The sequence below is a fragment of the Planktotalea sp. genome, assembly GCF_050633725.1.
Lineage (GTDB): Bacteria > Pseudomonadota > Alphaproteobacteria > Rhodobacterales > Rhodobacteraceae > Planktotalea.
In genome coordinates, this window is sequence record NZ_JBOEHB010000004.1 from 228,281 (window position 1) to 252,782 (window position 24,502).

23 protein-coding genes and 2 pseudogenes are annotated in these 24,502 nt (G+C 54.9%); 11 read left to right on the forward strand and 14 right to left on the reverse strand.

The window, feature by feature from the left end:
* Positions 1–13 precede the first annotated feature (13 nt).
* From ACRBCU_RS05835 to ACRBCU_RS05845, 3 genes are all read right to left on the reverse strand, one after another.
* On the reverse strand, positions 14–742 hold the full coding sequence (locus ACRBCU_RS05835) for an SGNH/GDSL hydrolase family protein (RefSeq protein WP_431364437.1): 729 nt from the start codon (positions 740–742) through the stop codon (positions 14–16).
* 88 nt (positions 743–830) lie between these two features.
* Positions 831–1,934: a 3-isopropylmalate dehydrogenase gene (gene leuB / locus ACRBCU_RS05840; RefSeq protein ID WP_431364438.1), complete on the reverse strand. Its 1,104-nt coding sequence runs from the start codon at positions 1,932–1,934 to the stop codon at positions 831–833.
* A gap of 61 nt (positions 1,935–1,995) precedes the next feature.
* Complete coding sequence (locus tag ACRBCU_RS05845) at positions 1,996–2,907, reverse strand: LysR family transcriptional regulator (protein ID WP_431364439.1); 912 nt, start codon at positions 2,905–2,907, stop codon at positions 1,996–1,998.
* Positions 2,908–2,997: 90 nt separating this feature from the next.
* Here ACRBCU_RS05845 and ACRBCU_RS05850 point away from each other — a divergent pair, with 90 nt between their 5' ends.
* Positions 2,998–3,903 (forward strand): epimerase, encoded by a 906-nt coding sequence (locus ACRBCU_RS05850; RefSeq protein WP_431364440.1) that lies wholly within the window; start codon positions 2,998–3,000, stop codon positions 3,901–3,903.
* Here ACRBCU_RS05850 and ACRBCU_RS05855 read toward each other — a convergent pair.
* The 4 genes from ACRBCU_RS05855 to leuC form a co-directional block, all read right to left on the reverse strand.
* The gene (locus tag ACRBCU_RS05855; RefSeq protein WP_431364441.1) at positions 3,887–4,867 is read right to left on the reverse strand and encodes an endonuclease/exonuclease/phosphatase family protein; all 981 of its coding nucleotides are present in this window, start codon (positions 4,865–4,867) and stop codon (positions 3,887–3,889) included. The two genes, ACRBCU_RS05850 and ACRBCU_RS05855, sit on opposite strands and share 17 nt — an antisense overlap.
* A gap of 23 nt (positions 4,868–4,890) precedes the next feature.
* Complete coding sequence (locus ACRBCU_RS05860; protein WP_431364504.1) at positions 4,891–5,724, reverse strand: hypothetical protein; 834 nt, start codon at positions 5,722–5,724, stop codon at positions 4,891–4,893.
* A gap of 394 nt (positions 5,725–6,118) precedes the next feature.
* Positions 6,119–6,724: a 3-isopropylmalate dehydratase small subunit gene (gene leuD / locus ACRBCU_RS05865; protein ID WP_431364442.1), complete on the reverse strand. Its 606-nt coding sequence runs from the start codon at positions 6,722–6,724 to the stop codon at positions 6,119–6,121.
* 101 nt (positions 6,725–6,825) lie between these two features.
* Positions 6,826–8,232, reverse strand: coding sequence for a 3-isopropylmalate dehydratase large subunit (gene leuC, locus ACRBCU_RS05870; RefSeq protein WP_431364443.1), 1,407 nt, complete (start codon positions 8,230–8,232; stop codon positions 6,826–6,828).
* Positions 8,233–8,529: 297 nt separating this feature from the next.
* Between leuC and ACRBCU_RS05875 the strand changes: the two genes are divergently transcribed.
* The 9 genes and pseudogenes from ACRBCU_RS05875 to ACRBCU_RS05915 all read left to right on the forward strand — a co-directional run bounded on the left by ACRBCU_RS05875 (position 8,530) and on the right by ACRBCU_RS05915 (position 16,003).
* On the forward strand, positions 8,530–9,918 hold the full coding sequence (locus ACRBCU_RS05875; RefSeq protein WP_431364444.1) for a mechanosensitive ion channel family protein: 1,389 nt from the start codon (positions 8,530–8,532) through the stop codon (positions 9,916–9,918).
* 82 nt (positions 9,919–10,000) lie between these two features.
* Complete coding sequence (gene rsfS / locus ACRBCU_RS05880) at positions 10,001–10,435, forward strand: ribosome silencing factor (protein ID WP_431364445.1); 435 nt, start codon at positions 10,001–10,003, stop codon at positions 10,433–10,435.
* On the forward strand, positions 10,436–10,906 hold the full coding sequence (gene rlmH / locus ACRBCU_RS05885) for a 23S rRNA (pseudouridine(1915)-N(3))-methyltransferase RlmH (RefSeq protein WP_431364446.1): 471 nt from the start codon (positions 10,436–10,438) through the stop codon (positions 10,904–10,906). It begins immediately after the preceding gene.
* Between the two features lie 58 nt (positions 10,907–10,964).
* On the forward strand, positions 10,965–12,485 hold the full coding sequence (gene gpmI / locus ACRBCU_RS05890; RefSeq protein ID WP_431364447.1) for a 2,3-bisphosphoglycerate-independent phosphoglycerate mutase: 1,521 nt from the start codon (positions 10,965–10,967) through the stop codon (positions 12,483–12,485).
* On the forward strand, positions 12,482–13,612 hold the full coding sequence (locus ACRBCU_RS05895; protein ID WP_431364448.1) for a murein hydrolase activator EnvC family protein: 1,131 nt from the start codon (positions 12,482–12,484) through the stop codon (positions 13,610–13,612). The genes gpmI and ACRBCU_RS05895 overlap by 4 nt, the downstream gene beginning before the upstream one ends.
* Positions 13,613–13,616: 4 nt before the next feature.
* Positions 13,617–14,960 (forward strand): S41 family peptidase, encoded by a 1,344-nt coding sequence (locus tag ACRBCU_RS05900; RefSeq protein WP_431364449.1) that lies wholly within the window; start codon positions 13,617–13,619, stop codon positions 14,958–14,960.
* A 158-nt stretch (positions 14,961–15,118) separates the two neighbouring features.
* Positions 15,119–15,239 (forward strand): annotated as a pseudogene (locus ACRBCU_RS05905) (RNA pyrophosphohydrolase); the annotation flags it as partial.
* A 2-nt stretch (positions 15,240–15,241) separates the two neighbouring features.
* Positions 15,242–15,548: pseudogene (locus ACRBCU_RS05910) on the forward strand (RNA pyrophosphohydrolase); the annotation flags it as partial.
* 29 nt (positions 15,549–15,577) lie between these two features.
* Complete coding sequence (locus ACRBCU_RS05915) at positions 15,578–16,003, forward strand: hypothetical protein (protein WP_431364450.1); 426 nt, start codon at positions 15,578–15,580, stop codon at positions 16,001–16,003.
* A 47-nt stretch (positions 16,004–16,050) separates the two neighbouring features.
* Here the strand turns inward: ACRBCU_RS05915 and ACRBCU_RS05920 are convergent, their stop codons facing one another.
* Both ACRBCU_RS05920 and ACRBCU_RS05925 read right to left on the reverse strand, forming a co-directional pair.
* Positions 16,051–17,397: a lytic murein transglycosylase gene (locus ACRBCU_RS05920; RefSeq protein WP_431364451.1), complete on the reverse strand. Its 1,347-nt coding sequence runs from the start codon at positions 17,395–17,397 to the stop codon at positions 16,051–16,053.
* 58 nt (positions 17,398–17,455) lie between these two features.
* On the reverse strand, positions 17,456–18,175 hold the full coding sequence (locus tag ACRBCU_RS05925) for a helix-turn-helix transcriptional regulator (protein ID WP_431364452.1): 720 nt from the start codon (positions 18,173–18,175) through the stop codon (positions 17,456–17,458).
* 82 nt (positions 18,176–18,257) lie between these two features.
* Here ACRBCU_RS05925 and ACRBCU_RS05930 point away from each other — a divergent pair, with 82 nt between their 5' ends.
* Complete coding sequence (locus ACRBCU_RS05930) at positions 18,258–18,959, forward strand: glutathione S-transferase family protein (protein ID WP_431364453.1); 702 nt, start codon at positions 18,258–18,260, stop codon at positions 18,957–18,959.
* Here ACRBCU_RS05930 and rnr read toward each other — a convergent pair.
* The 5 genes from rnr to dapE are packed head-to-tail and all read right to left on the reverse strand — an operon-like array spanning position 18,956 to position 24,414.
* Positions 18,956–21,217 (reverse strand): ribonuclease R, encoded by a 2,262-nt coding sequence (gene rnr, locus ACRBCU_RS05935; protein WP_431364454.1) that lies wholly within the window; start codon positions 21,215–21,217, stop codon positions 18,956–18,958. The two genes, ACRBCU_RS05930 and rnr, sit on opposite strands and share 4 nt — an antisense overlap.
* A gap of 39 nt (positions 21,218–21,256) precedes the next feature.
* Entirely contained in the window at positions 21,257–22,273 is a 1,017-nt protein-coding gene (locus tag ACRBCU_RS05940; protein WP_431364455.1) for a hypothetical protein, read from the reverse strand.
* Between the two features lie 4 nt (positions 22,274–22,277).
* Positions 22,278–22,862 carry a TIGR04282 family arsenosugar biosynthesis glycosyltransferase gene (locus tag ACRBCU_RS05945; RefSeq protein WP_431364456.1) on the reverse strand — a complete coding sequence of 195 codons (585 nt, stop codon included), beginning with the start codon at positions 22,860–22,862 and terminating at the stop codon, positions 22,278–22,280.
* Complete coding sequence (locus ACRBCU_RS05950; protein ID WP_431364457.1) at positions 22,859–23,272, reverse strand: GNAT family N-acetyltransferase; 414 nt, start codon at positions 23,270–23,272, stop codon at positions 22,859–22,861. The genes ACRBCU_RS05945 and ACRBCU_RS05950 overlap by 4 nt, the downstream gene beginning before the upstream one ends.
* On the reverse strand, positions 23,269–24,414 hold the full coding sequence (gene dapE, locus ACRBCU_RS05955) for a succinyl-diaminopimelate desuccinylase (RefSeq protein ID WP_431364458.1): 1,146 nt from the start codon (positions 24,412–24,414) through the stop codon (positions 23,269–23,271). Before dapE ends, ACRBCU_RS05950 begins: the two co-directional genes overlap by 4 nt.
* Positions 24,415–24,502: the final 88 nt, after the last annotated feature.

Consider the following 24,502-nt stretch of genomic DNA (forward strand, 5'->3'; position numbering starts at 1 on the left):
AAAAAAGAATCATTTAACCCGAAGGAGATACCACAGCCAAAATTCTCTCAGCGACGGTGCGCCCCCAAAGCGCATAGGTGCTCGCACTGGGATGATATCCATCAATCGCCATAGCCTCGCGGCTAAAAGGGAGATCAAGGGTATAATGAAACGCTCCCGCCTCTTTGCGAACATCTTCGGCCAAGGCCCTATCCATACGTTCCGCATGCGCGCCAAGTATCCATTGGAGCAACCGTGGCAACGCGGGGAAAAGCGATAAGGGTGGAACGGCTGTGACCAAAAGCGTCGTCACCCCGAATTCATCGCGCAACATTTGCCTTAAAGCTGCGTGTTGACGTCGCCAAGGTCCTAACCTCTTTAGTCGCACTGCGTCATTCACCCCGAAAACCAGCACCGCAACGTCGAATGTATCGTCGCTCACCTCTTGCAGCATTCCCGCAGCATCAGATGTTGTAGCCCCTGTGCGCGCAACCAAGCGCCAGTGAACAGTCCGGCTTCTCGCTAAGCGGTCAAGCACTTGCCCACTCAGCGCATCCTGTTGGATTTCAACCCCTACGCCTGCCGCTGAAGAATCGCCCAGGATCAAAAGCCTCAAGGGCTGACCAGTTCCAACAACTCCCTGTCGCGCGCCAGCAGCTTCGGGCAGAACAATCGCGCGTCTGCGCACCAGAATTCCCTGCAACAGCATCACGGGCAGCAGAGGAAGGCGGGCGAGCACATCAAGGGGAGGTAAAAAACTCATGCCAAAGCGCCATGTCAAATCGAGTAGAACGCAAAACGCCAAGGCACGCTCTTAAACCTGCCTCGGCGTTCCGAAATTTTTTCAGATCTTAGAGCGACGCATCAAGCGCTGCTAGAATTGCATCACCCATCTCGGTTGTCGAAACTGGCGTGCCGTCATTTGCTTGCATCAGGTCCGCTGTGCGAATGCCGTCTGCAAGAACCTTTTCAACAGCTGCTTCGAGGCGATCCGCTTCAGCACCCGCATCAAAGCTATAGCGCAGAGCCATCGCAAAGCTAAGGATACATGCGGATGGGTTGGCTTTGCCTTGACCTGTGATGTCAGGCGCAGACCCGTGTACCGGCTCATAAAGCGCTTTCGGGCGACCGTTTTCCATTGGCGCACCAAGGGAAGCAGATGGAAGCATACCAAGCGAGCCTGTGAGCATCGCCGCACAATCAGACAGGATGTCGCCAAAGAGGTTGTCGGTGTAGATCACGTCAAACTGCTTGGGTGCGCGCACCAACTGCATCGCGCCGTTATCGGCATACATGTGGGACAGCTCGACCTCTGGGTAATCTTTGGAGACCTCGATCACAACTTCGCGCCACAGAATGCCGCTTTCCATAACGTTGGCTTTTTCCATAGAGCAAAGACGCTTGTCGCGCTTCATTGCCAGTTCAAACGCCGCACGCGCGCCGCGCTCGATCTCGGCCTCTGTATAACGCTGTGTGTTGATGCCAACGCGCTGGTTGCCTTCCTCGAAAATGCCGCGCGGCTCACCGAAGTAAACGCCAGATGTCAGCTCGCGCACGATCATGATGTCGAGGCCAGAGACGAGTTCGGTCTTCAAAGACGAGAAATCAGCAAGCGCGTCAAAGCACTGTGCAGGGCGCAGGTTCGCGAAGAGGTCCATTTCCTTACGAAGACGCAACAGGCCGCGCTCTGGTTTCACAGAGAAATCCAGATCGTCATAAGCAGGCCCACCAACCGCACCGAGCAGAACTGCATCTACGTCTTGCGCTTTCGCCATCGTGTCATCATGCAAAGGAACACCGTGCTTGTCATAGGCTGCGCCGCCCACGAGGTCTTCGCTGACATCGAAGTTCAAACCGCGCTTGTCGCCAAACCATCCAATAATGCGCTGCACTTGCGCCATGACTTCGGGGCCAATGCCGTCACCGGCTAGAATAAGAAGGGATGGGTTGCTCATAGCGCTGTTCCTGAATGGGTTAATCTGTTGCGCATGGCCCTACATTTAAGGGGGCGTAGGGTCAAGGCAAGCAGGTGTTTGCGAAGGTTTGCGTAATGCCCAACTCCAGCATTTCCCAGACCCGTTTTATCCGCGGGGTTGCGCGCATTTCCTCAGGTGCTGCAAGCCAAACAGGCAAAGGCGGCAGATCCAACTCCGGAACGAGCCTCTCAACCGTTGGATCCGCCTCGCCAACAATAAGCTGAGTAAAGCCGACACCACACCCTGCGCGCACAAGCTCCCAATAGGTATTTTGATCGTCGCAGCGCACTGCAAAATTGTCGCGCGTTGCGTTCCACCCAAGGGCGCGCATTGCTTGGATGATACGATCATCTCGATCATAGCCGACAATGTCGTGGCCCAATACATCATCAACTTGCAGCGGTGTGCCGCGCTCAGCAAGGTAACTTTTGGCTGCGAAGACACCTAAAGGTGCCTGAGCGATCTGTTTGGTGATAACGTCAAGCTGCGTACTTCGATACATCCGAACAGCAATATCCGCTTCCCTGAAGAGCAAGTTTTCACTGGCATCTGTCGGGACTAGCTCGATTTGAATGTCTGGCTCTGCGTTTCTGATACCCGCGATAATTTTCGGCATCACATGACGCGCCATCACCTCGCTCGCAGTGATGCGCACGGTGCCTTGCATCTTTGCATCCCGACCCGCTGCGCGCAGACTAAGCTGACCAAAGGCGTCCCGCATAGCTCGGGCTGGTTCCAACAAGCTTTCACCGGTTGGTGTTAGCGCCAATCCCCGCGTTTGCCGTTCAAACAAACGGAGACCCATTTGTTCTTCCAGCAATTTAACTTGCCGCCCGAGCGTTGGTTGACTCTGTGACAGGCGGCGCGCCGCACCTGAAAGCGAGCCTGTTTCAGCCACCGCTAGAAATGCACGAATAAGGGACCAGTCGAGTTCTGCGAGAGAATTATCCATTCAATTATGAATACCTGATCTAGAGTTTTGGTAAATATCAATCTGCATTTGAATAGATGAAACATACCTCAGACAACAATGGAGAAAGTTATGACACAGACAGTTTTGATCCTCGGCGCTTCGGGAAAATTTGGGGGCCACGCTGCCCTCGCATTTGAGTCTTCCGGCTGGAACGTACGTCGGTTTGATCGCACGTCAGATTCCCTAGATACCGCAGCGCGCGGCGTTGATGTGATTGTGAACGCATGGAACATGAATTACTCGCAATGGGCCAAGCAGCAGTTGACCATTCAACCCGCGGTTCATCGCGCGGCACTAGCGAATGATGCCACCGTAATTATTCCCGGAAATGTGTATGTTTTTGGCGAACAAACCCCTGCACCATGGTCCAACACTTCGCCATATCGCGCTCAAAACCCGCTGGGACGTCTGCGCATTGAGATGGAACAAGGATATCGCGATGCGGGTGTACGCACAATTGTGCTGCGCGCTGGCGATTATCTCGACACCAAGGCGTCAGGCAACTGGTTCGACAAAATCTTGGTCTCGAGCCTTAAGAAAGGTGTGCTAACCTATCCTGGAAACCCTTCCATCGACCACGCTTGGGGCTATCTTCCCGACCTTGCGCGCGCATCTGTTGAACTCTCAGAAAAGCGCAATGAGCTTGCGCGTTTCACAGACGTTTGTTTTCCCGGATACACACTTTCGGGCCAAGAGCTTGCCAATGCCCTTGCGTCGGTGCGAGGCCAAGATGTGCGCATAAAGCAAATGGCGTGGTGGCCATTGCGGCTTTTGTCGCCATTCGTAGCAGAGATGAAACATCTCATCGAAATGAGCTATCTCTGGCGCACACCACATTCTTTGGATGCGACACATTTTGATGCACTGTTGCCTGACTTCGAAATGACACCACTAGAGGACGCATTGCGCCGCGCAAGCGCCTTTGTAGATGCTACAAAAAACCGCAATGAAGCCCTGACTAAGGCCGCTGTCTAATATCCATCCAGATCATCCGATGACGACTGGCCCTCTCTGCCGCAAGGCGGAGCGGGCCTTGGTCGGGCCAGAACACCTCGGCCTGTTCAACAATCCAATCGCGGCTAGGAAGGATATAGGAAACCCGCATTGGGCCAGGGTTTTCCCACATCGCCGTGGCGTCCCCCCCTAGCGCGCTCTTTGGAATAGGATCTTGTAAACGTGGATCACTCAGCAATGTGGCAATCGCCGCCCGATCCCCTTCCCCACGCTTTGGATCGAGATTTGCATTCCCAATGAGCGCAAAACGCTGGCTTGGAAACTCGCCAAATTTGTTGTTCATTATCGCGTCCAGCATTTGCAATTGCGCGCGTCCGCGAAGGCCATTCATATCTTCTGGACCATCGAAAACGGGCGTTTGATTCTGAAACGCCGCAAGGATGATTTCGGCCTCGTCCTGCATGTCGACCTTTATTACCCACAGACCTTGGCCAATCAGTTTCTGCGCGTCTTGCGCTGCTTTGGACGGGTACGGGGTGCCATTTCGATGCACCGGACGATCGGAGCTTGGCACATCTTTCCAGAGCACATCATTCAGATGAAACTGCAAATGCACAGGTTGCTTTGACAGTAAGAGCATCGCCCCCTCTCCCGCAAAACGCGCCCAGGTCTGGCGATCCCCGCTCTGACCGTCGCCATCCAAATCCAGTTCGGTTGGCATCATCGAGTTCGGCTTAACCGCGAGAGAATGTGCGAATCCTAAATAGCTTTGCAGAGCCTTTGCAGCGCGGCGCTCTAGGTCGAAATCAACCTTGGTGAGCAGCAAAACGTCCGGATCGACGGCAGTTACGATCTCTTTCAACGCAGTCAGTTGTTTGTCCTTTTCACGCTGAATATCGCGCAGCAGCACCCCCGGCCCTTTGCGCGTAAGCTCTGCGTGAAGCGTCGCAACGCGAATGCCCTCTGCGCTAAGCGCAAAGGGCATAAAGAGCAACGTTGTTAGGAATACTATGCGTGTTGCGCGGCGTCCGATTGCGCGTACGCGCGTCGACGTTTCTCTTCGATCATTTCTGCTACACGCCCCATCGCGATGCCGCGCATGATCATGCTTGCAGGAAGGAAAGCCCATGCGCTCATCGTCCAAATCAGTGTTTGCGGATCATCAAGCGACAAGTTGCCGACAAGATCAGTTGCGGTTTTCACCACAGCTGGAATCAAGAATGGCAAAAGAAATCCAAATATAATGTTAACATTCGCGTCCCGCTTGAGACGCACCAGCACATCGCCGCCACCTGTCGGATCAAACATTGGAAGGTTTACCCAAACATTAAATGCGCCCGATTTTGACGGCCACTTGGCAACGCGCACCAAGAGAATGAAAATCACAAGCGACAAAAGCGAGATGGAATAAGCAAGGCCAGCTGCTGTGCGCACAATCTCGACCAACTCGATAGATGCATTATCATGCAGCATCAGAACAATAAGACGTACAGGCGAATACGGAACATCCATCGCTTGTCCGAGCATATCGCCCCAGTGCTTTACTGTAAGGGTCAACGCAGTTGGCGTGAATACGCCTTTGCACACCAACGACAACACCGCAACGATCGCGAAGATCGTGACAAAGCGATGGCGGTTGAAAGGAGCCGCGAAGCGGAATTCTACGATAGATGGAAAACTGCTGTAATATTCAACGAACGTGAAGAAGGCTGCGAGAACACCAAAGAAGACGACAAGCTGAGAGCTATCGCCAGCGCCGCCATTCAAGACAAGCGACGGGGTAGCTATCAATAGCCACACGAGCAACGCCCGCATGCCTGCGCCAAAAATATTCGTAACCACTTCGTTTCCCTTCAAACTGGACGCTGTCGATACGATGCCGACTGCTTGTTCCAACTTGAGCCGCTATGGAAAGCGGCATGCCTCAATCTTGCCCTATTTGTGCCTTGATCAAGGCAGCTTCTCAAGCCGTGAGTTCACTTTGCTTAACCTTTCGGGCGAAATCAGGGCGTGACTGGTGCGGGATTGCATCAATTGCGGCACAAGAAAAAGGCACATGAAAATCAAGGCACTACATCTAGTGTTTCATGTAAGTTCCAACGCTATTGCACCGCAACGTTGAAACAATTGTAGTAAAACTGGAGCGTTTTTCGAAATATGGCGATGTTTCAAAATGAACAAGGGCGGGGCAGAAAAACTCCTGCCCCGCCCTAAGATAGTTTCTGCACAAGCCAGACTAAGCCCAAGGGCGCAGCGCAGCAGCTTTGGCTTCAAACGCGTCAATCGCGCTCGCTTTTTCCATTGTCAGGCCGATATCATCCAGTCCTTCAAGCAAGCAGTGCTTTTTGAAGCTATCGACTTCAAAGGTGAACACTTCGCCGTCAGAGGTCGTCACAGTTTGCTCAACAAGGTCCACGTCCATGCGGGCGTTAGACCCTTTTTCTGCATCTTTCATCAACACGTCCACCGCGTCTTGTGGCAACACGATGGGCAGGATGCCATTCTTAAAGCAGTTGTTGTAAAAGATGTCGGCGAAAGACGTAGACACGATCGCTTTGATGCCGAAATCGGCCAAAGACCACGGCGCGTGCTCGCGTGAGGAACCACACCCAAAGTTGTCGCCCGTCACCAAGATCTGCGCATCGCGATAGGCTGGTTGATTTAAAACGAAATCTTCGATTTCGTTGCCTTCACGATCAAAGCGCATCTCGTCAAAGAGGTTTGCACCAAGGCCAGAGCGTTTGATCGTTTTCAAGAAGACCTTCGGAATGATCATGTCCGTGTCGATATTCACCAACGGCATTGGCGCAGCGATACCGGAAAGTTTTTCGAATTTATCCATTTGGATTTTCCTTTTGTCGGGGGCGGTGCGTGGGAAACCACGCACCCTACCTTTGTTCAGTCCGTAAGGTGCGTGGTTTCCACGCACCCTCCGTCGACGTCCTAGATCAAGTCCCGGATATCCGTCAGGTGACCAGTAAGGGCCGCAGCCGCAGCCATCGCAGGGGACACAAGGTGCGTGCGCCCTTTATAGCCTTGACGGCCCTCGAAGTTTCGGTTGGACGTCGCAGCGCAGCGCTCGTTCTCTGCAAGCTGATCCGGGTTCATCGCAAGGCACATAGAGCAACCCGCGAGGCGCCATTCAAAGCCAGCCTCTTTGAAGATGTCCGCAAGACCTTCTTCTTCGGCCTGCGCACGGACCAGACCAGAGCCCGGCACGATCATCGCGCGCATGCCCTCTTTGATCTTCTTGCCTTTGACGACCTCGGCAACCGCGCGGAAGTCTTCGATACGACCGTTGGTGCATGAGCCAATGAAGACCGTGTCGATTTCGATATCTGTCAGTTTCTGACCCGGCGTCAGACCCATGTAGTCGATCGCGCGCTGTGCGGCTTCGACCTTGCCGCCTTCAAAATCAGACGGGTTCGGAACAACGCCAGAAATCGGCAGAACATCCTCAGGGGATGTGCCCCAAGTGACGCTTGGCTCAATGTCAGCGCCGTTCAGTGTGACGACCTTATCAAAATGTGCGCCCTCATCGGTGAAGAGTGTGCGCCAGTACGCCTCTGCCGCGTCCCACTCAGCGCCTTTCGGAGCGTGCGGGCGACCTTTGCAATATTCATATGTCTTCTCGTCAGGCGCGATCAGACCGGCGCGCGCGCCGCCTTCAATCGCCATGTTGCAGACGGTCATGCGGCCTTCCATAGACAGATCGCGGATCGCTTCACCGCAATACTCGATGACGTAGCCAGTGCCACCAGCAGTACCAGTTTCGCCAATCACAGACATCGTAATGTCCTTGGCCGTCACACCCGGCTTCAGCTTGCCCGTGATCTCGACCTTCATATTCTTGGACTTCTTTTGGATCAGCGTTTGCGTCGCCAGAACATGCTCAACCTCGGACGTGCCGATACCATGCGCAAGCGCGCCGAACGCGCCATGTGTCGCTGTGTGACTGTCGCCGCAAACAACCGTCATGCCGGGCAAGGTCCAACCCTGCTCTGGTCCAACGATATGCACGATGCCCTGACGCACGTCAGACACGGGATAATAGTGAATGCCAAATTCCTTGGCGTTCGTATCCAGCGCAGCAACCTGAATAGCGCTGTCTTCTGTCATGTTCTTTGGATCTTCACGACCAGCCGTTGTTGGAACGTTGTGATCCGGAACAGCAATCGTCTTTTCAGGCGCGCGCACCTTGCGGTTTGTCATGCGCAGACCTTCAAAAGCCTGCGGCGAGGTCACTTCGTGCACTAGGTGACGGTCGATATAAAGGAGGCATGTGCCGTCTTCTGCTTCATGCGCAACATGCGCATCCCAGATTTTGTCATAGATCGTTTTGGGGGACATTTGGTCCACTCCCGTATTGATGAATTGTTAAGAATTTGTACGCAGCGCGCAGCTGCGGCAATGGCTCGGCTTTAAGGTAGGCGAGCAAGCACAGAGCAAGACGCTCCGTAGAAGCGTTCCCGCAATCGCGCGCGTTCGTTGAGATCGAAAACTCGGGTCATGAAGGAGCGGATACACCATTGTGCCTGAGTCTCGCAAGACTCGTTTCCAGATTACTCTCGCGCAAGGCTTGCTTGCTAAATACGCATTTCCCATGACACAGTGCCTCTGAGCAAAATGAGGCATCAAGCAGCCCCCGTGAGCGACGCAGACCAGACTAGCACCTTAGAGCAAACCGCCGCCACGGCCGGACAGCCGCTGCCTGAAGCGACGCCCGATGCGCTGTCTGATCTCCGCGATGCCGCATTTTCATTTGCCGACTTCGCACAAAGCATCACCGAAAATCTTTTGCGCCCTTGGATCGCCTATCAAATAGCGATTGCCGCAGGTGTATTCATCATTGCTCACATTCTTGCCGCCTTCCTGAAACCGCGCTTTCACAACTGGATGCGCGCGCGAGAAGGCTGGCCGACATGGCGCATGCGCATTTTGGTCATGTTGCACAGACGTCTGCGCTTGCTCGTTTATGTGGTGCTGATTTGGATTACCGTGTTGGTGATGCGCGAAATAACGTGGCCGTCGCGATCTTATTTACTCGGCATCATCGCCAATCTGACAACGGCTTGGTTCTTTGTCGCATTTGTCACGCGCTTCATACACAACTCTTTGCTGCGTGGAATTATTCGGTACGGCGCTTGGATTTGGGTGACCTTAAGCATCGTCAATCTCACGGATGAAGCTCAAAGCCTTTTGCACGGCTTCGCCTTTGAATTTGGAACCGTACGACTATCGCTTTGGACTGTCATACAAGCAGTCATCATTCTCGCGGTGCTCTTTGCAGGCGCGCGATTTATTTCCACCGTGTCTACATCGACCATACGACGCAATGAAGAAATATCGCCATCCATGCAGGTCTTGGCGATCAAGTTCTTGCAGGTTCTGCTTTACGGATCAGCGTTTTTTATCGGCATACGCTCCGTTGGCGTCGATCTGACGGGGCTTGCGTTTCTGTCTGGCGCTATCGGTGTCGGCCTTGGCTTTGGTCTGCAAAAGGTTGTCTCGAACCTCGTCTCTGGCATCATCATTCTACTCGATAAATCGATCAAACCTGGGGATGTGATTTCCCTCGGCGAGACCTTCGGCTGGATCAACGCCCTCGGCGCGCGCTATGTCAGCGTTGTTACCCGCGATGGCAAAGAATACCTGATCCCAAATGAGGATTTGATCACGGGCCAAGTGGTCAACTGGTCCCATTCCTCTGACTTTGTACGGCTCGATATTTTCTTTGGGGCGGCCTATGGCGACGATCCCCACAAAGTGCGCGCCCTCGCTGTTGCGGCGGCCCAAACTGTAGAACGGGTTTTGGGCGATCCCCGCGCGCCCGTGTGTCATGTTGTGGGATTTGGCGACAGCAGCGTCGACTATATCCTGCGGTTTTGGATCATGGACCCGACGGGTGGCTTGACCAACGTACGAGGCGCTGTGTTTTTAGCGCTCTGGGATACGTTCAAAGAGAACGGCATTTCCATTCCCTTCCCACAGCGCGAAGTGCGAATGCTGGAAGAAGCCGAGCAATCCACGAAATAATGCTGCGACTGCACAACTTGAGATTCCCCAACACCAGTGCTATACGCGGAAAACCCAGCACCGGGGCAGAATCGGTGTTTTTATGGAGGACAGTGTTCTGTCTGTTAACAACGATGCGGCAGGGGCCGCAGATCTTGGGTCCGCCACGATGACTGGCCCTGACGATACCAGCAGCGACGCGCTTCTGGCCTTTATCCTGAACTCCCTTGAGGAAGACAAAGCCGAAGACATCGTGCAGATTGATCTGCGCGGAAAATCGGCTATTGGCGATTACATGCTGGTCTGCTCAGGCCGCTCCACTCGCCAAGTCGTTGCGATTTCGGAAAAACTTCACGACAAGCTCAAGCAAGAGCTTGGCCGCGCCTCCAAGCTTGAAGGCAAAGGCGGCGGGGATTGGGTCTTGCTTGATACGGGCGACATCATTGTGCATGTGTTCCGTCCCGAAGTACGCGAGTTTTATCAAATCGAAAAGATGTGGATGGACGGCGAAGATCCAATGCCGCGGCCCAATTCCTAAATGAAGGTCCATATCTGTGCTGTCGGCCGCATGCGCGCTGGCCCAGAAAAGACCCTTTTTGACGATTATCACAAACGGTTCGAGAGGACTGGTCGGGGCCTAGGCCTCGGCCCTTTGTCTGTTCTGGAAGTTGAAGACAAGAAAAACCTTGGAATGGGCGCTGAGGCAGCTCTTTTGGATCGCGCAATTCCAAAAGGGTCCGTGATCTGCGCGATGGATGAGCGCGGCACGGTGATGAGCTCACCCAAATTCGCCGACAAACTCGGCGGATGGCGCGACGCAGGGCGCGCTGATCTGACTTTTATCATTGGCGGTGCAGATGGGATTGACCCAAGCTTGCGTGCACGCGCTGACTTCAAACTCAGCTTCGGGTCAATGGTGTGGCCCCATATGCTTGCCCGTGTGATGCTTGCTGAACAGCTTTATCGAGCGGCATCAATCCTCTCAGGAAGCCCCTATCACAGGGTTTAGCTTTGCTATGGCTTCGCGCTTCTCTTAAACAGGGCGAAAGACGAGGAAATTTATCACTATGACCACTCCAAAACCTGTTGTTCTGTGCATTCTTGATGGCTGGGGCATCGGCATTGATCAGGCAGCCAACGCACCTGCCCTTGCGAACACTCCGAACTTTGATCGCATCATGGCAACTGGCCCTTCTGCGCAGTTGATCACACATGGCCCAGATGCTGGTCTGCCAACAGGACAAATGGGGAATTCAGAGGTCGGTCACACGAACATTGGCGCGGGCCGCGTGGTGGCGATGGACCTCGGTCAGATTGATCTGGCGATTGAAGATGGCAGCTATTTTGAGGCCGAGGCGTTGGTCGCCTTTATCAACAAAATGAAGGCCAGCGGCGGCACTGCGCATGTGATGGGTCTGCTCTCTGACGGCGGCGTGCATGGCTCTTTGGAACATATGATCGCCTCTGTTGATATGATCACCAAAGCGGGCGTGCCAGTTGCGCTGCACGTGATCACGGATGGGCGCGATGTCGCTCCGTCTTCCGCGCTTGGCTATCTTGAAACGCTCGAAGCTGCCCTACCGAAAGGCGCTTTTATCGCTACGCTCTGCGGCCGCTACTACGCTCTGGATCGCGACAATCGTTGGGAGCGCGTCAGCACCGCGTTCGAGGCTTTGGTCAACGCCAAGGGCGATGCGCAGCCAAATGCGAAAACCGTAATTGACGCAAGCTATGCAGAGGGCATCACAGACGAATTCATCAAGGCCACGGTCATTGGCGATTACGATGGCGCAAAAGATGGTGACGGTCTTTTCTGCCTCAATTTCCGCGCCGACCGCGCGCGCGAAATCCTTGCAGCGCTTGCTGATCCTGCGTTCGACTCTTTCGAAACTGGTCCTCGCCCCGAATGGGCCGCGACGCTTGGTATGGTCGAATATTCTAAAGCCCATAATGCTTACCTTGAAACGGTCTTCCCGCCGCGTGACATTCCCAACACGTTAGGTGCTTGGGTCGCGAAGCAAGGAAAATCGCAATTCCGCTGCGCCGAGACCGAAAAATACCCGCATGTGACCTTCTTCATGAATGGCGGCGTAGAGATTCCCGAAAAAGGCGAAGATCGCTATATGGCCCCGTCGCCCAAGGTTGCGACCTATGACTTGCAACCTGAAATGAGCGCCGCTGAAGTGACTGACGCCTTTGTCGGCGCAATCAACGATGGCTATGATCTTATCATCACCAATTATGCCAATCCCGATATGGTGGGACACACTGGAGACTTGCAAGCCGCGATGAAAGCGTGTGAAGCCGTCGATCAGGGGCTTGGTCGCGTCCTTGAAGCCCTTGAAAAAGCGGGCGGCGCGATGATTGTCACCGCAGATCACGGCAATTGCGAAATGATGGTTGATCCTGAAACGGGTGGTCCGCACACGGCGCATACGGTGAACCCTGTGCCTGTCGCGATAATAGGCGGTCCGAGCGGTGCATCCTTGCGCGAAGGTCGCCTTGCTGATCTTGCGCCAACGCTTTTGCAACTGATGGAGCTGCCGCAACCTGAAGAAATGACAGGAAAGAGTCTGATCATCGAATGAAGCTTTTGCGCGCCACTTTGATTGCCTTAACGCTGGCGATGCCTGTACAGGCGCAAGACAATCCGGGCGCGACCGCCCAGGCGGCGGCTGATCGGCTACGCGCTGCTTCGCAACAGCTTGATAAAGCCAAATCCGCGCGCGATCGCGTAAAAGCGCTAACAGCGACGGTGCAAGCGTTCGAAACAGGTCTTGATGCAATGCGTGAAGGATTGCGGCTCGCAGCGACGCGAGAGGACGTTCTAAGCCGTCAACTTGCGGCGCGCGATGGCGATATCGCGGAACTGCTTGGCGTTTTGCAAACGATATCGCGTGCACCAGCACCGGTGCTTATGGCACACCCAGATGGGCCGGCTGGAGCCGTGCGGTCTGGCATGCTTGTGGCTGAAATGACCCCTGCGCTTACTGCGCGCGCAAATGCGCTTCGCCGGGACGTGGAAGAAATGGCCCTGCTTCGCAACCTGCAAGAAACAGCAACGGATGATCTGCGAGTCGCATTGACAGGCGTGCAGAACGCGCGCGTCGCATTGAGCCAGGCTATTGCAGATCGCAAAGACCTACCGCAGAAATTCACGCAAGACCCTGTGCGCACCGCAATCCTAATTAGCTCAACCGAAACGCTTGACGCATTTGCTGGTGGTCTAAGTAAAATCACCTCGTCAGAAGCGCTTGGACCTCTTCCAGATATCGCAGATCTCAAGGGGACATTGCCGCTCCCGATTGAGGGTCGCATTCTGCGCCGTGCAGGTGAAGCAGATGCCGCAGGAATAACGCGCCCTGGTATTTTGATCGCCGCGCGCCCGCGCTCGCTCGTTACTACGCCCACAACAGCAACAATTCGCTACCATGGGCCATTGCTTAACTATGGCAATGTGGTCATCCTTGAGCCGCAAGCAGACCTATTGTTCATTTTGACAGGTCTGGACGTGCTTTATGGAGAAATGGGTCAAGTCCTACCCGCGGGCTTTCCTGTTGGGTTAATGGGTGGAAATAGTGATCAATTGGACGAGATAGTGTCACAAGCTGGTGAAGGGGCTGGAAATACCCGTTCAGAAACGCTCTATATCGACGTAAGAGAAGACAATAATTCCGTGGACCCGCTAGATTGGTTCAAGGCAGACAAGGAATGAGCACATGAAGAAATTTATCATGGCCGCAGCGGGAGGCACGTTGGCAGCAGTTGTTATGACAACGCAAGTCGCTGCCCCGCTATTGGCTCAGGAAGCCGACAAGAAAGTGAATGTCTATGAACAACTTGATTTGTTCGGCGATATTTTTGAACGGATTCGCGCGCAATATGTTGAAGAAGTCGATGAAGGCGAGCTGATCGAAGCCGCAATCAACGGCATGCTCACTTCGCTTGATCCGCATTCCTCGTATCTGTCGCCTGACGATGCCAATGATATGCGCGTGCAAACCCGTGGTGAGTTTGGCGGACTTGGCATTGAGGTCACGCAGGAAGAAGGCTTTGTCAAAGTTGTCTCCCCTATCGATGGCACCCCTGCAGATGAGGCAGGCATCGAAGCAGGCGATTTCATCACTCATGTTGACGGCGAAAGCATCCTTGGGCTTGCTTTGGACGAAGCCGTTGAAATGATGCGCGGGCCTGTTGGCTCTGAAATCATCGTTACTATCGCGCGCGAAGGCGAAGGCGAGCCATTCGATGTTTCAATTGTGCGCGACACGATAAAACTCACCGCCGTGCGCTCGCGTAATGAGGGCGAAACGGTTGTGCTTCGGATTACCACGTTCAACGATCAAACGACGCCGAACCTTGAAGAAAAACTTGCCAAGGAAGTTGAGGAACTCGGTGGCATGGACAACGTCAATGGCTTTGTCATTGACTTGCGCAACAACCCCGGTGGTCTTTTGACCCAAGCGATCCGTGTTTCGGATGCCTTCCTTGAGAAGGGTGAAATCGTATCCACTCGTGGACGTGACCCCGCAGATGGGGATCGCTTCAACGCAACGCCAGGCGATCTGGCGATGGGCAAACCTGTTGTCGTTCTGATTAACGGTGGTTCTGCGTCAGCCTCTGAAATCGTTGCGGGTGCTTTGCAAGACCACCGCCGCGCGATTGTGATCGGCACAAAGAGCTTTGGTAAAGGTTCGGTTCAAACGGTTATGCCGCTGCGCTCAAACGGTGCGATGCGTCTTACAACGGCGCGCTATTACACGCCATCTGGCCGCTCGATCCAAGCGCTCGGCGTATCGCCCGACATCATCGTCGAGCAACCGCGCCGCGTAGAAGAGCCAGAGGACGAGGCAGAGGATGAGAGCATCTCCCGCCAACGTCGCTCTGAAAGTGACCTTCGTGGATCGCTAGACAACGACAGCCTCACCGAGGACGAAATTCGTCAGATCGAAGAAGATCGCGAAAAGGCTGAAGCCGCTGCAAAGCTACGTGAGGACGACTACCAGTTGGCTTATGCGATTGACGTTTTGAAAGGTCTCAGCGCGTTGGGTTCGAAACAGTAAACGCACACCGAACAGCACACAGCGAAAGGCGGTCTCGAAAGAGTGCCGCCTTTTTCTATTGATGAAGTAACTATGGCCCGCTGGCGCACTTAGGTTTAAGAACGAAACAGTTCATTTTCGCCAAGCTTATCAGGACTTCATCTATGACCCCCGAGCAAATCGCAGCCCTCCCTTATCGCCCCTGCGTCGGAATTATGCTGATCAACCAAGCTGGTGAAGTTTTCACCGCTCAGCGTCTCGATAGCAGCGCCAATGCGTGGCAAATGCCCCAAGGCGGGANNGCTTGAGGAAGAAACAGGCGTTACTGCGGACAAAGTCACCGTCATTGGGGAAACGAAGGGCTGGTTTCCCTATGACCTGCCGCATGCGCTTGTGCCAAAACTCTGGAAAGGGCGCTATAAGGGGCAGGAGCAGAAATGGTTTCTCATGCGGTTTCACGGACACGACAACGACATCAACATTCAAACGGAAATTCCCGAATTCTCCGAATGGCGCTGGACACCCTCCGATCAACTGGTCGCCAATATCGTGCCCTTCAAACGCGACGTTTATACGCGCGTCTTGCAGGAGTTTGCGCCGCACTTGTAATCGCGGCCCCCGTCCACGCATTATCGTGCATGCCCTATGGCGTACCAGAAGCGCTTCAGGACATAATCAAAGCCGAAGAAGGCTATGTCGCGGCAACAGGCACGCTTCGCTTTGACGAAAGCAAACTGCCCAAGGTCAATTGGGACCGCCAAGAACATGTGCCGCCAATAACAAACATCCGTGCGCAGCTAAAGGGAATGGCCCTAACGAAGTCAGGCTTTACGCACCCGATCAACGCGCCCGTAGCTTTCGAAGTGAACTGCTATGGTCCTTGGTGCGCAGGAGCGGCCAGCGGCAAAAAGGTACTCGCCTTCCTCAAGCAAACCGGCAACGGATATGTGCTCACCACAAATCCTTGCGGCGGCCATGTCTTCTATGAGCCAAGCAAAGAGACGTTAGAGTCAGTCGTCCAATGCTACACGAAGGGTCGCTGCCCCAAGACGCAAAACCGCTAGTTTCTTCTCTCCCTAAATATCCCCGCCGGAGGCATCCAAACGCGCAATCAGCGCAAACGCTTGAGCAGCGAAAGCGAAGCATAGCCATCAGGGATCATCCCTTTTGAGCGTTGAAACCGCTTTATCGCTGAAATTGAATTTGGCCCGATCTTCCCATCCACTCCACGCGTATTAAATCCAGAAGCTGTCAAAAGTCGCTGCATCTGTTGGCGTTCCTTAAACGTCAGCGCGCGGTCCTCGCGCGGCCAGTTCGCTTTGAACGGTCCAGCCCCTGCGATACGATCACTCAGATGCCCCACGCCAATCACATAGGCGTCCGCCGCGTTGTAACGCTCAATCACTTTGAAATTTTTGAACACCATAAACACAGCGCCGCGCGCACCCGCGGGGAGCAGGATAGAGCCAACGCCATGATTTGGGACTGGCTTGCCATCCACACCACGCACCCCAAGCTTTGCCCATTCTGCTGGTGCCTTTTTTATCTTTCGACTCGCCAACCCATAGTCAAACCCCTCGGGCAAGGTCACTTCTACGCCCCAAGGCATCCCCTTTTGCCACCCAAAACGGCTCAGGTAGGCCGCAGTAGACGCCAATGCGTCTGACGGATCATCCGCCCAAATATCGCGACGGCCATCGCCAGTGAAGTCCACTGCGTACTCCAAATAGGACGTCGGAATAAACTGCGTATGTCCCATCGCACCTGCCCAGCTGCCAGTCATGTTATCAGGCGTCGTATCTCCCGCTTGCAGAATTTTCAGCGCCGCAATCAACTGGCTTTCAAAGAACCGCCCACGGCGTCCGTCATAGGACAATGTCGCCAAAGCGGAAACAATCGGCGTGTCACCGCGAAATTCCCCGTAGGCACTTTCAAGCCCCCAAACGGCGACAACCACCTCTTTCTCGACGCCATATTTCGCTTCGATCGCTTCAAGTTTGCTCTGATGCTTCGCTAAAGCAGCCTTCCCATTGGTAATTCGTTTCTCAGAGGCAGCGCTGTCCAAGTATTGCCAAATGGTTTTTGTGAACTCGGACTGGTTGCGATCACGCTCGATCACTTTGGCATCGTATCGCGCAGAGCGGAAGGCGCGGTCAAAAACCGCTGGGCTGATCCCCGCGTTCAAGGCGCGCTTTCGAAAGCCTGAAACCCATCGCTTGAAGCCTGCATTGGACGTCGCCGCCAAGATCGCCTCTGGGGTCACGGCGCGCTCCTTTTTGATCACGGTTGGGCGCGCGACGGGGCGTATTTTCGAATTCGGGGCAATGGGTTTTGCCACGCTCGCAACCACCGTTTCGCTTGGTCGCATTTCCGGTCGCAAGGACTGCTCAACCAATCCTCCGAGAGCAGATGTCGAAACAAAAACAGCAGTGCTTAATCCAAAAAACAACGCGCGCATGACAAACCTTTCGTGGCCTCGTCAAAGCCTAGCGCGATTGTTTCCAATACGGAAGAAATCATACATCTGGTTTGCGGGTATTCGCCGACACGAAAGCGTCATTGCGAATGCGCTCGATGAATTCGCGCAGCATGGGAACGCGCTTGGGACGAAAGCTTTGCTCGCTCACGGTAAGCTCGCGCATCCGATCCAGACGGAACGAACGGTAATCTTTGCGCAGGTGACAATAGGCCAGTAAGCATTGCACATTATCAAGCGAGGTGATGCCCAACGGGTCAACACTGCGGCTTGTTGCCGTTCCAGCATGGTCCACATAATCAAAACTGATTGCTACCTCATTCCAAGCAGCCTGCCTTAGTGCGCGCGGATCAACGCCGGGTTTTGGTCGCTCATGAAAACGACGCGCTGAAAGCACGGCGTGTTCCAAGCGATGTGATTGGCTCGGTGGTAGACGTCCTTTCAACTTGCTCAGCGCACGGCGCGCGGCGTCTGCGAGAGATGGATCGCCCGTTTGACCAACTTCACGCAAACCTAGCACCAGCGCTTCGATTTCTTCATCGTCAAAGCCAAGCGGCGGCAAAGTCGCGTCCTCGATCAACGTATAACCATAGCCCGCCTCCCCATCGATCACCGCGCCGAGCGAGCGCAGACTGTCAATATCACGATAGATTGTGCGCAGGGACACCCCCATTTCCTGCGCGAGCATTTCCGCGCGCACAGGCGGCGCAGCTTGGCGCATGGCTTGCATCAATTGGAACAGGCGGGCGGTGCGGGACATTTCTATTTCCTAAGGAAAGCTACTGACAAAAACTGACAGGATCCGCTGATAGCACAAGTGCCAGCAACATAGGAAACACATTATGCTCACATTGATCACTTTCCCCGGCAGTTTCGGCGCGCCAAGCCATAGTCCATACTGCGTTAAGGCCATGTGCCTCCTGCAACTCTCGGGCTTCGAGTGGCAGCCAAAATACCTGAACGATCCGCGCCCAATGCCCTTGTCTCGCTTGCCCGTGTTGCGTGACAGCGAGACCCTGATCCCCGATAGCGCGCAGATTCAGGCCCATCTCGAGGGCAAAGGAGCTGATTTCTACCGTGGCCTCAGCGATCAGGATAAAGCGCGCGCGCATGCTTTGGTGCAAATGACCGAGATGGGCCTCTACAACATTCTCGTGCATGACCGCTGGCTCGTGGATGAGTGCTGGACCCATACGCGCGAGGCGTTCTTCCACGTCATTCCATTTATTGTGCGCGGCCAGCTTACCCGCAAACTGCGCAAAAACATCCGCAACAAGATGATCGCGCAAGGCACGGCGCAGTTCACCGAATCCGAACGCTTAGAGCAGATGGCGCGTGATCTGAACGCTTTGGCCATGCAATTGGGCGATCAGGACTTCCTCTTTGGAGAGGTGCCAACAGCCGCAGACGCCGCGATTGCGCCGGTGCTGGACATGATCCTGAACCTACCCGCCAAGACAGGCGCGCGCGATTTATTGCGTGGCTGGGATGGATTGCCTGCCTATGTCGGGCGCGTACGCGATCAGCTTTACCCGACGCCTTAGCGCGAGCGCTTTACCTTGCGTTTCACCTTATCCGCCTTGCGCTTGGCATTGCTTGCCTTGCGCCGGGTGGGTTTTCCGCGCCCTTTGAAATTGCCGCCGCGACCCTTGGGCAGCTCTTTCCCGTCAAGCGTCAGAAGCTCCAATTCAACGCCGCCCGTTTGCGGCGTAGTGGACGCAAGTTTGACCGTAACGCGCTGTCCAAGGCGGATAATGACACCCGTTTCAGAGCCCATCAAAGTCGAGCTATCCGCGTCAAAATCAAAATATTCCCGCCCGATAGAGCGCACAGGAACAAGCCCATCAGCGCCCGTCGCATCGAGCTTCACAAAGACACCGAATTTGACAACCCCGCTGATGCGACCGCCCATTTCCTCGCCAACATGTTCACTAAGGAAGGCCGCGAGATAGCGATCCGTCGTATCGCGCTCAGCCACCATTGAGCGGCGCTCGGTCTGGGAAATATGCTCGCCCGTTTCCTTGAGAGCATCGGCGTCAGCTTGGGTAAGGCCATCATCGCCCCAACCATGTGCGGTGATCAGCGCGCGGTGGACGATCAGGTCGGCATAGCGGCGAATGGGCGATGTGAAATGTCCGTAATTGCGCAGGGCGAGGCCGAAGTGACCGAAGTTTTCGGGCGCATAATAGGCCTGCGTCATAGACCGCAGCGTTGAGATATTAATCAACTCGGATTCATCTGAATCGGCGGCTTGAGCGAGCAATTGATTGAGGTGACGCGTTTGCAAAACCTGCCCTTTAGGCAAGGTCAGCCCTGCCGCCTCAGCGGTTTCGCGCAGCGCGTTCAGCTTGTCTTGAGCAGGCTCTTCATGCACGCGGAACAGCAGCGGTTGTTTCTTTTCGATCAACGTCTCAGCAGCGCAGACGTTCGCCAGCACCATAAACTCCTCGATCAAACGATGCGCGTCAAAGCGCTCTGCAAAAGCGACAGAAGTCACCTTACCATCATCGTCCAGAATGATCTTGCGCTCTGGCAGGTCCAGCTCCAACGGTTGTCGCACTGCACGCGCTTTCTTCAAAGCGGCATACGCGGCATAGAGCGGACGCAGAACAGGGCTGACCAAGGCTTCGGTCTTCTCGTTCGGATTGCCATCCATCGCTTGCTGCACTTCGAGGTAATTCAGCGAAGCAGGCGATTTCATCAAGCCGCGCAAGAACTCGTGGCGCAGCTTGTTGCCTTCGCTATCAATCACAATACGCACAGCCAGACAGGCGCGCGGCACACCTTCATGGAGCGAGCAAAGATCACCCGACAGGCGATCCGGCAACATCGGCACAACACGATCGGGGAAGTAACTAGAGTTGCCGCGATTGCGCGCCTCGCGGTCCAGTTCAGAGCCGGGCGTGACGTAATGGGCGACATCGGCAATCGCGACCCAGAGGATGTGACCCCCTTTGTTCGCGGGGTCCGTATCGGGTTCTGCATAGCAGGCATCGTCGTGATCGCGCGCATCGAACGGGTCGATCGTCACCAAAGGCACATCGCGCAGATCGGTGCGCCCCGCTAGACCCGCAGGCTTTTTGCTGTCGGCTTCCGCAATCACCTCGTCTGGGAAATGATCGGGAATGCCGTGCTGATGGATCGCAATGAGCGACACAGCTTTCGGCGCGCTCGGATCACCGAGACGCGTCACCACCTGCGCACGGGGCAACCCCATGCGCGCCTTGGAGCCGGTGAGTTCCGCCTCGACCAACTCACCATCTTTCGCACCGCCAGACGCACCCGCAGGCACCAGCCACTCTTTAGACGCGCCTTTATCGACGGGCAGAATGCGCCCGCCTTCATGACCTTGGCGGAAGACACCAATGATGCGTTCAGGGTTTGCGCCAATGTGGCGAATGAGGCGCGCTTCATAAAGATTGCCCGCGCCCTTATGCTTGGTAACTCGCGCAAGGATACGGTCCCCTGCGCCCAGCGCTTTGTCACCCGATTTCGGAATGACAAGGATTTGCGGCTTTGGCCCCTCGCCTTCCCACTCCATCGCGCGGGCCTCAAGATCACCATCTTTGTCAGGGCCAATGATTTGCAAAACGCTGACTGGCGGCAGGCTATCGCGCTCGCGAAAGGTCTTCTTGCGCTTTTGCAGATGACCTTCGGCCTCCAATTCCTTGAGGATACGCTTGAGATCAATGCGCGCAGCCCCCTTGATGCCAAAGGCCTTCGCGATGTCTCGCTTGGCCGTCAGAGCGGGGTTGTCAGAGATCCATTGCAGAATCGCGGATTTGGAAGGTGTTTTGTTCATGTGGGGGCTGTAGCACGGCAAACTGGATAGGCACAGGGATTAGCGCCAAAGGTCAGAATGACCGAACTTATCTTGCAAAGGCACTAAGGCAGCAGCGAACTCTACGTCAAAGTCAGCATAGATTGCGCCCATTCGCTTTAGATCGGGCAATAACCGAGCAAGATCAGCTTCGAACCGAGCACTCGACCAGTATTCGTTGTTCGACACCAGCGCAATCACAGGGCTTTCCATAGCACCAGCATCTACGAGATTAACCACATTCATACCCGTCAAGGTACACTTGCCAATGTGCTTAGACTGCGCTTTTTCACAAAGGGCCCTTATAGGAGTCCATGATCTCACGTCCGAATGGGCAGCCAAAGCAGCATCAACGAGCTCCGAATGCCAACCATCGTCGCGAACAGCAGGAACAAGAAATTCAAACCGCGCCCCTTTCTGGCGCGCCGCTTTGCCCAGTTCTAATGCAACCCAAGCCATGGCCTCTAAATCGACAGGTTTGTCTTGCCGAATAAAAGTATAAAGGGAGCGCAACAGCCGATCCCCCTCTGGCGGGAACACAAACTCAGGTGACATTATCACAGTTAACAGCTCGCCACGGGTATTTTCCCCCAAAAGCGACTCTGCTGCTTCCAGCATCTCTCTCTTTTCGTCGTAAGATATTAACGTTGAAAGCGACGCAGCTTTGGCACCTACCTGCGTCGCGCCAATAAACGCCTTTGCAAGTTGGTCAGTCTTTGCCGCTTCAATCATCCAAGATTTGCCAGAAAGACCACCAGGTTGCCTGAGAAGCGCAATTCGATCTTTTCGGGGCAAATCTTTCACCACATGAGAAAAGCTATGCGGGCGATGCGCAATCCTAGCAAGAAGAATTTGCGCAGCTGTATTGCCAGTATGGGACAATGTCGAAAGAGATTGCAGCGCGGCAAGGTCGTCCCCTGCGAGCCACGTTTCGACGGCTTCTCGAAATTCTGGAACGTCTTGTCCGGAAATGCTCGGCACCTGCGCGGCTAAGGGAGCAGCGAAAAGCCACATCAGAAATACCCAAATAGTTTTCACCACGTCACCTCTTAGAAGCTAACAAATCTTCCACCGTATCCACGTCCTGCAACGTCGCGACATGGGCGATTGAAACACCGCCTAAGCTGCGCGCGCTATCGGCCAGCGCATGTTCTGACGACCAGCGTACATTTTGCAAAATGCTTGCGATAGGCGGCCGTGCGCGTTTCATTCCGATGAGCCAATAGCCCCCGTCAGGTGCAGGGCCAAAGACCGCCTCGTGATTGCCCAGCGCGCGGAAGGCTTCAGCGATGCTGGCGCGCGTAACGCCGGGGATATCAGCGCCGATGATGCAAAGAGGGCCAGCGGAACATTCTCGCAGTATGCGCCCCATGCGATCGCCAAGATCACCCCTCCCCTGAGCAACGCGTGGCAGATGTGCGGGCCAAATGCGGCTGGTGAGACCCTCGACATCGGGTGAAACGGCCAGCACCGTATTCCAGCGCGGGTCTTCGATGCGACGGAGGAGCGCGCGGGTTTGGTGGCGAAACCACCATGCAGAGTTGGTTAGTCCAATATCGCGGCCAAGACGGGTTTTTACGCGGCCCGGGCGCGGTTCTTTCACCATGATGACCAGCGTGGGCTTCACAGGAACAGCTCCATATCGCGGTGATCTATGCCTGCGTCATCGTAGATCGGACCGAAGGCGGCAAAGCCCAGTGCCTCGTAAAACCCGAGGGCTTGAATTTGCGCACCAAGTACCGCGCGCGCCAATCCTTCGCTGCGTGCCCAGTCGATACAGGCGAGGATCAGCGCCTTGCCTTGATGGGTTCCGCGCGCCCCTTTCAACACACAGACGCGGCCGATCTTGGCGCTATCGCCTTTGATTAAAATACGCGCGGTGCCTACAGGTTTGCCGTCCAATTCAGCGAGGAAATGGATCGCTTGATCATCCAACCCGTCCATCTCTTCTGCCTCGGACACGCCTTGCTCTTGCGTGAAAACGATGCGCCGCAGGTCATGGCAGGTCCTAATATCGTTGGTGCGAATGACGCTCACGCGAAATAGTCCGTCAGGATACGTGTATAAATGTTTTTGAGCTGGTCGATCTGCTCAACAGGCACGTTTTCATCCACTTGATGCATGGTTTTGCCGACAAGGCCGAATTCAACCACGGGGCAATGGTTTTTTACAAACCGCGCATCAGATGTGCCGCCTGTGGTGGAGAGTTCTGGCTTGCGACCAGTTTCCGCCTCAACAGATTTAGCCACCAAATCAGATAATGCACCGGGGGGTGTGAGGAAGCTTTCACCTGAGACTTTGACCTTCATCGAGATCGGCATGTCGAACGCGGCACTAACCGCGTCGAGCTCTTCCTGCATCCAGTCTGTCAGGCTCTCGCCGGTATGCAGATCGTTGAAACGAGTGTTCACAGTCGCGCGGCAGCTTGCGGGGATGACGTTGGTCGCAGGGTTGCCTGTGTCGATGGTCACTACGGCCAAAGTCGAAGCGTCGAAATGATCGGAGCCCTGATCCAACTCACGCGAAGCCAGTCGATCCATAAGACGCGCCATTGCAGGCAAGGGGTTCTTGGCGCGGTGTGGATAGGCAGAATGACCCTGCTTGCCCGTCACCTCGAACCACGCTGTCATGGAGCCGCGACGCCCGATTTTCATCATCTCGCCCATCTCATTGGGGCAGGTCGGCTCGCCCACAAGGCAGACACTCATCTGTTCGTCTTCGCGGTCCATGTAATCGAGCAGCGCGGTTGTGCCATCAAGCGCGTCCGCTTCTTCATCGCCTGTAATGGTCAGGATCAACGCGCCCTTTGGCGGCGTCGTTTGCACAAAATCAATGGCGGCGGCGACATAGGCAGCAACGCCAGATTTCATATCAGTTGCGCCACGCCCATACATGATGCCGTCAACGACGGTTGCACTAAAGGGACCATGGGACCATGCCGCTTCGTCCCCAATTGGGACGACGTCAGTGTGGCCATTAAACCCAAATGTCTTTTCATCACCCTTTTCACCCCAGCGGGCAAACAAGTTCGATATGCCACCACGATCGACGCGTGTGCACTCAAAGCCGGCCTGACTTAGAATTTTTTCTAGCAAAATTAGCGCGCCGCCTTCGGCTGGGGTTACAGAAGGGCAACGTATCAAATCAGCCGTTAGCTGGACGGGATCGATGGGTGGCATAGTATTTCCTATGGGCAAGCACATTTACCTGCCTTGCTACTTAAGCCAGCGCATTGATGCAATTGCCCCGCGAGAATGTGACCAAAAT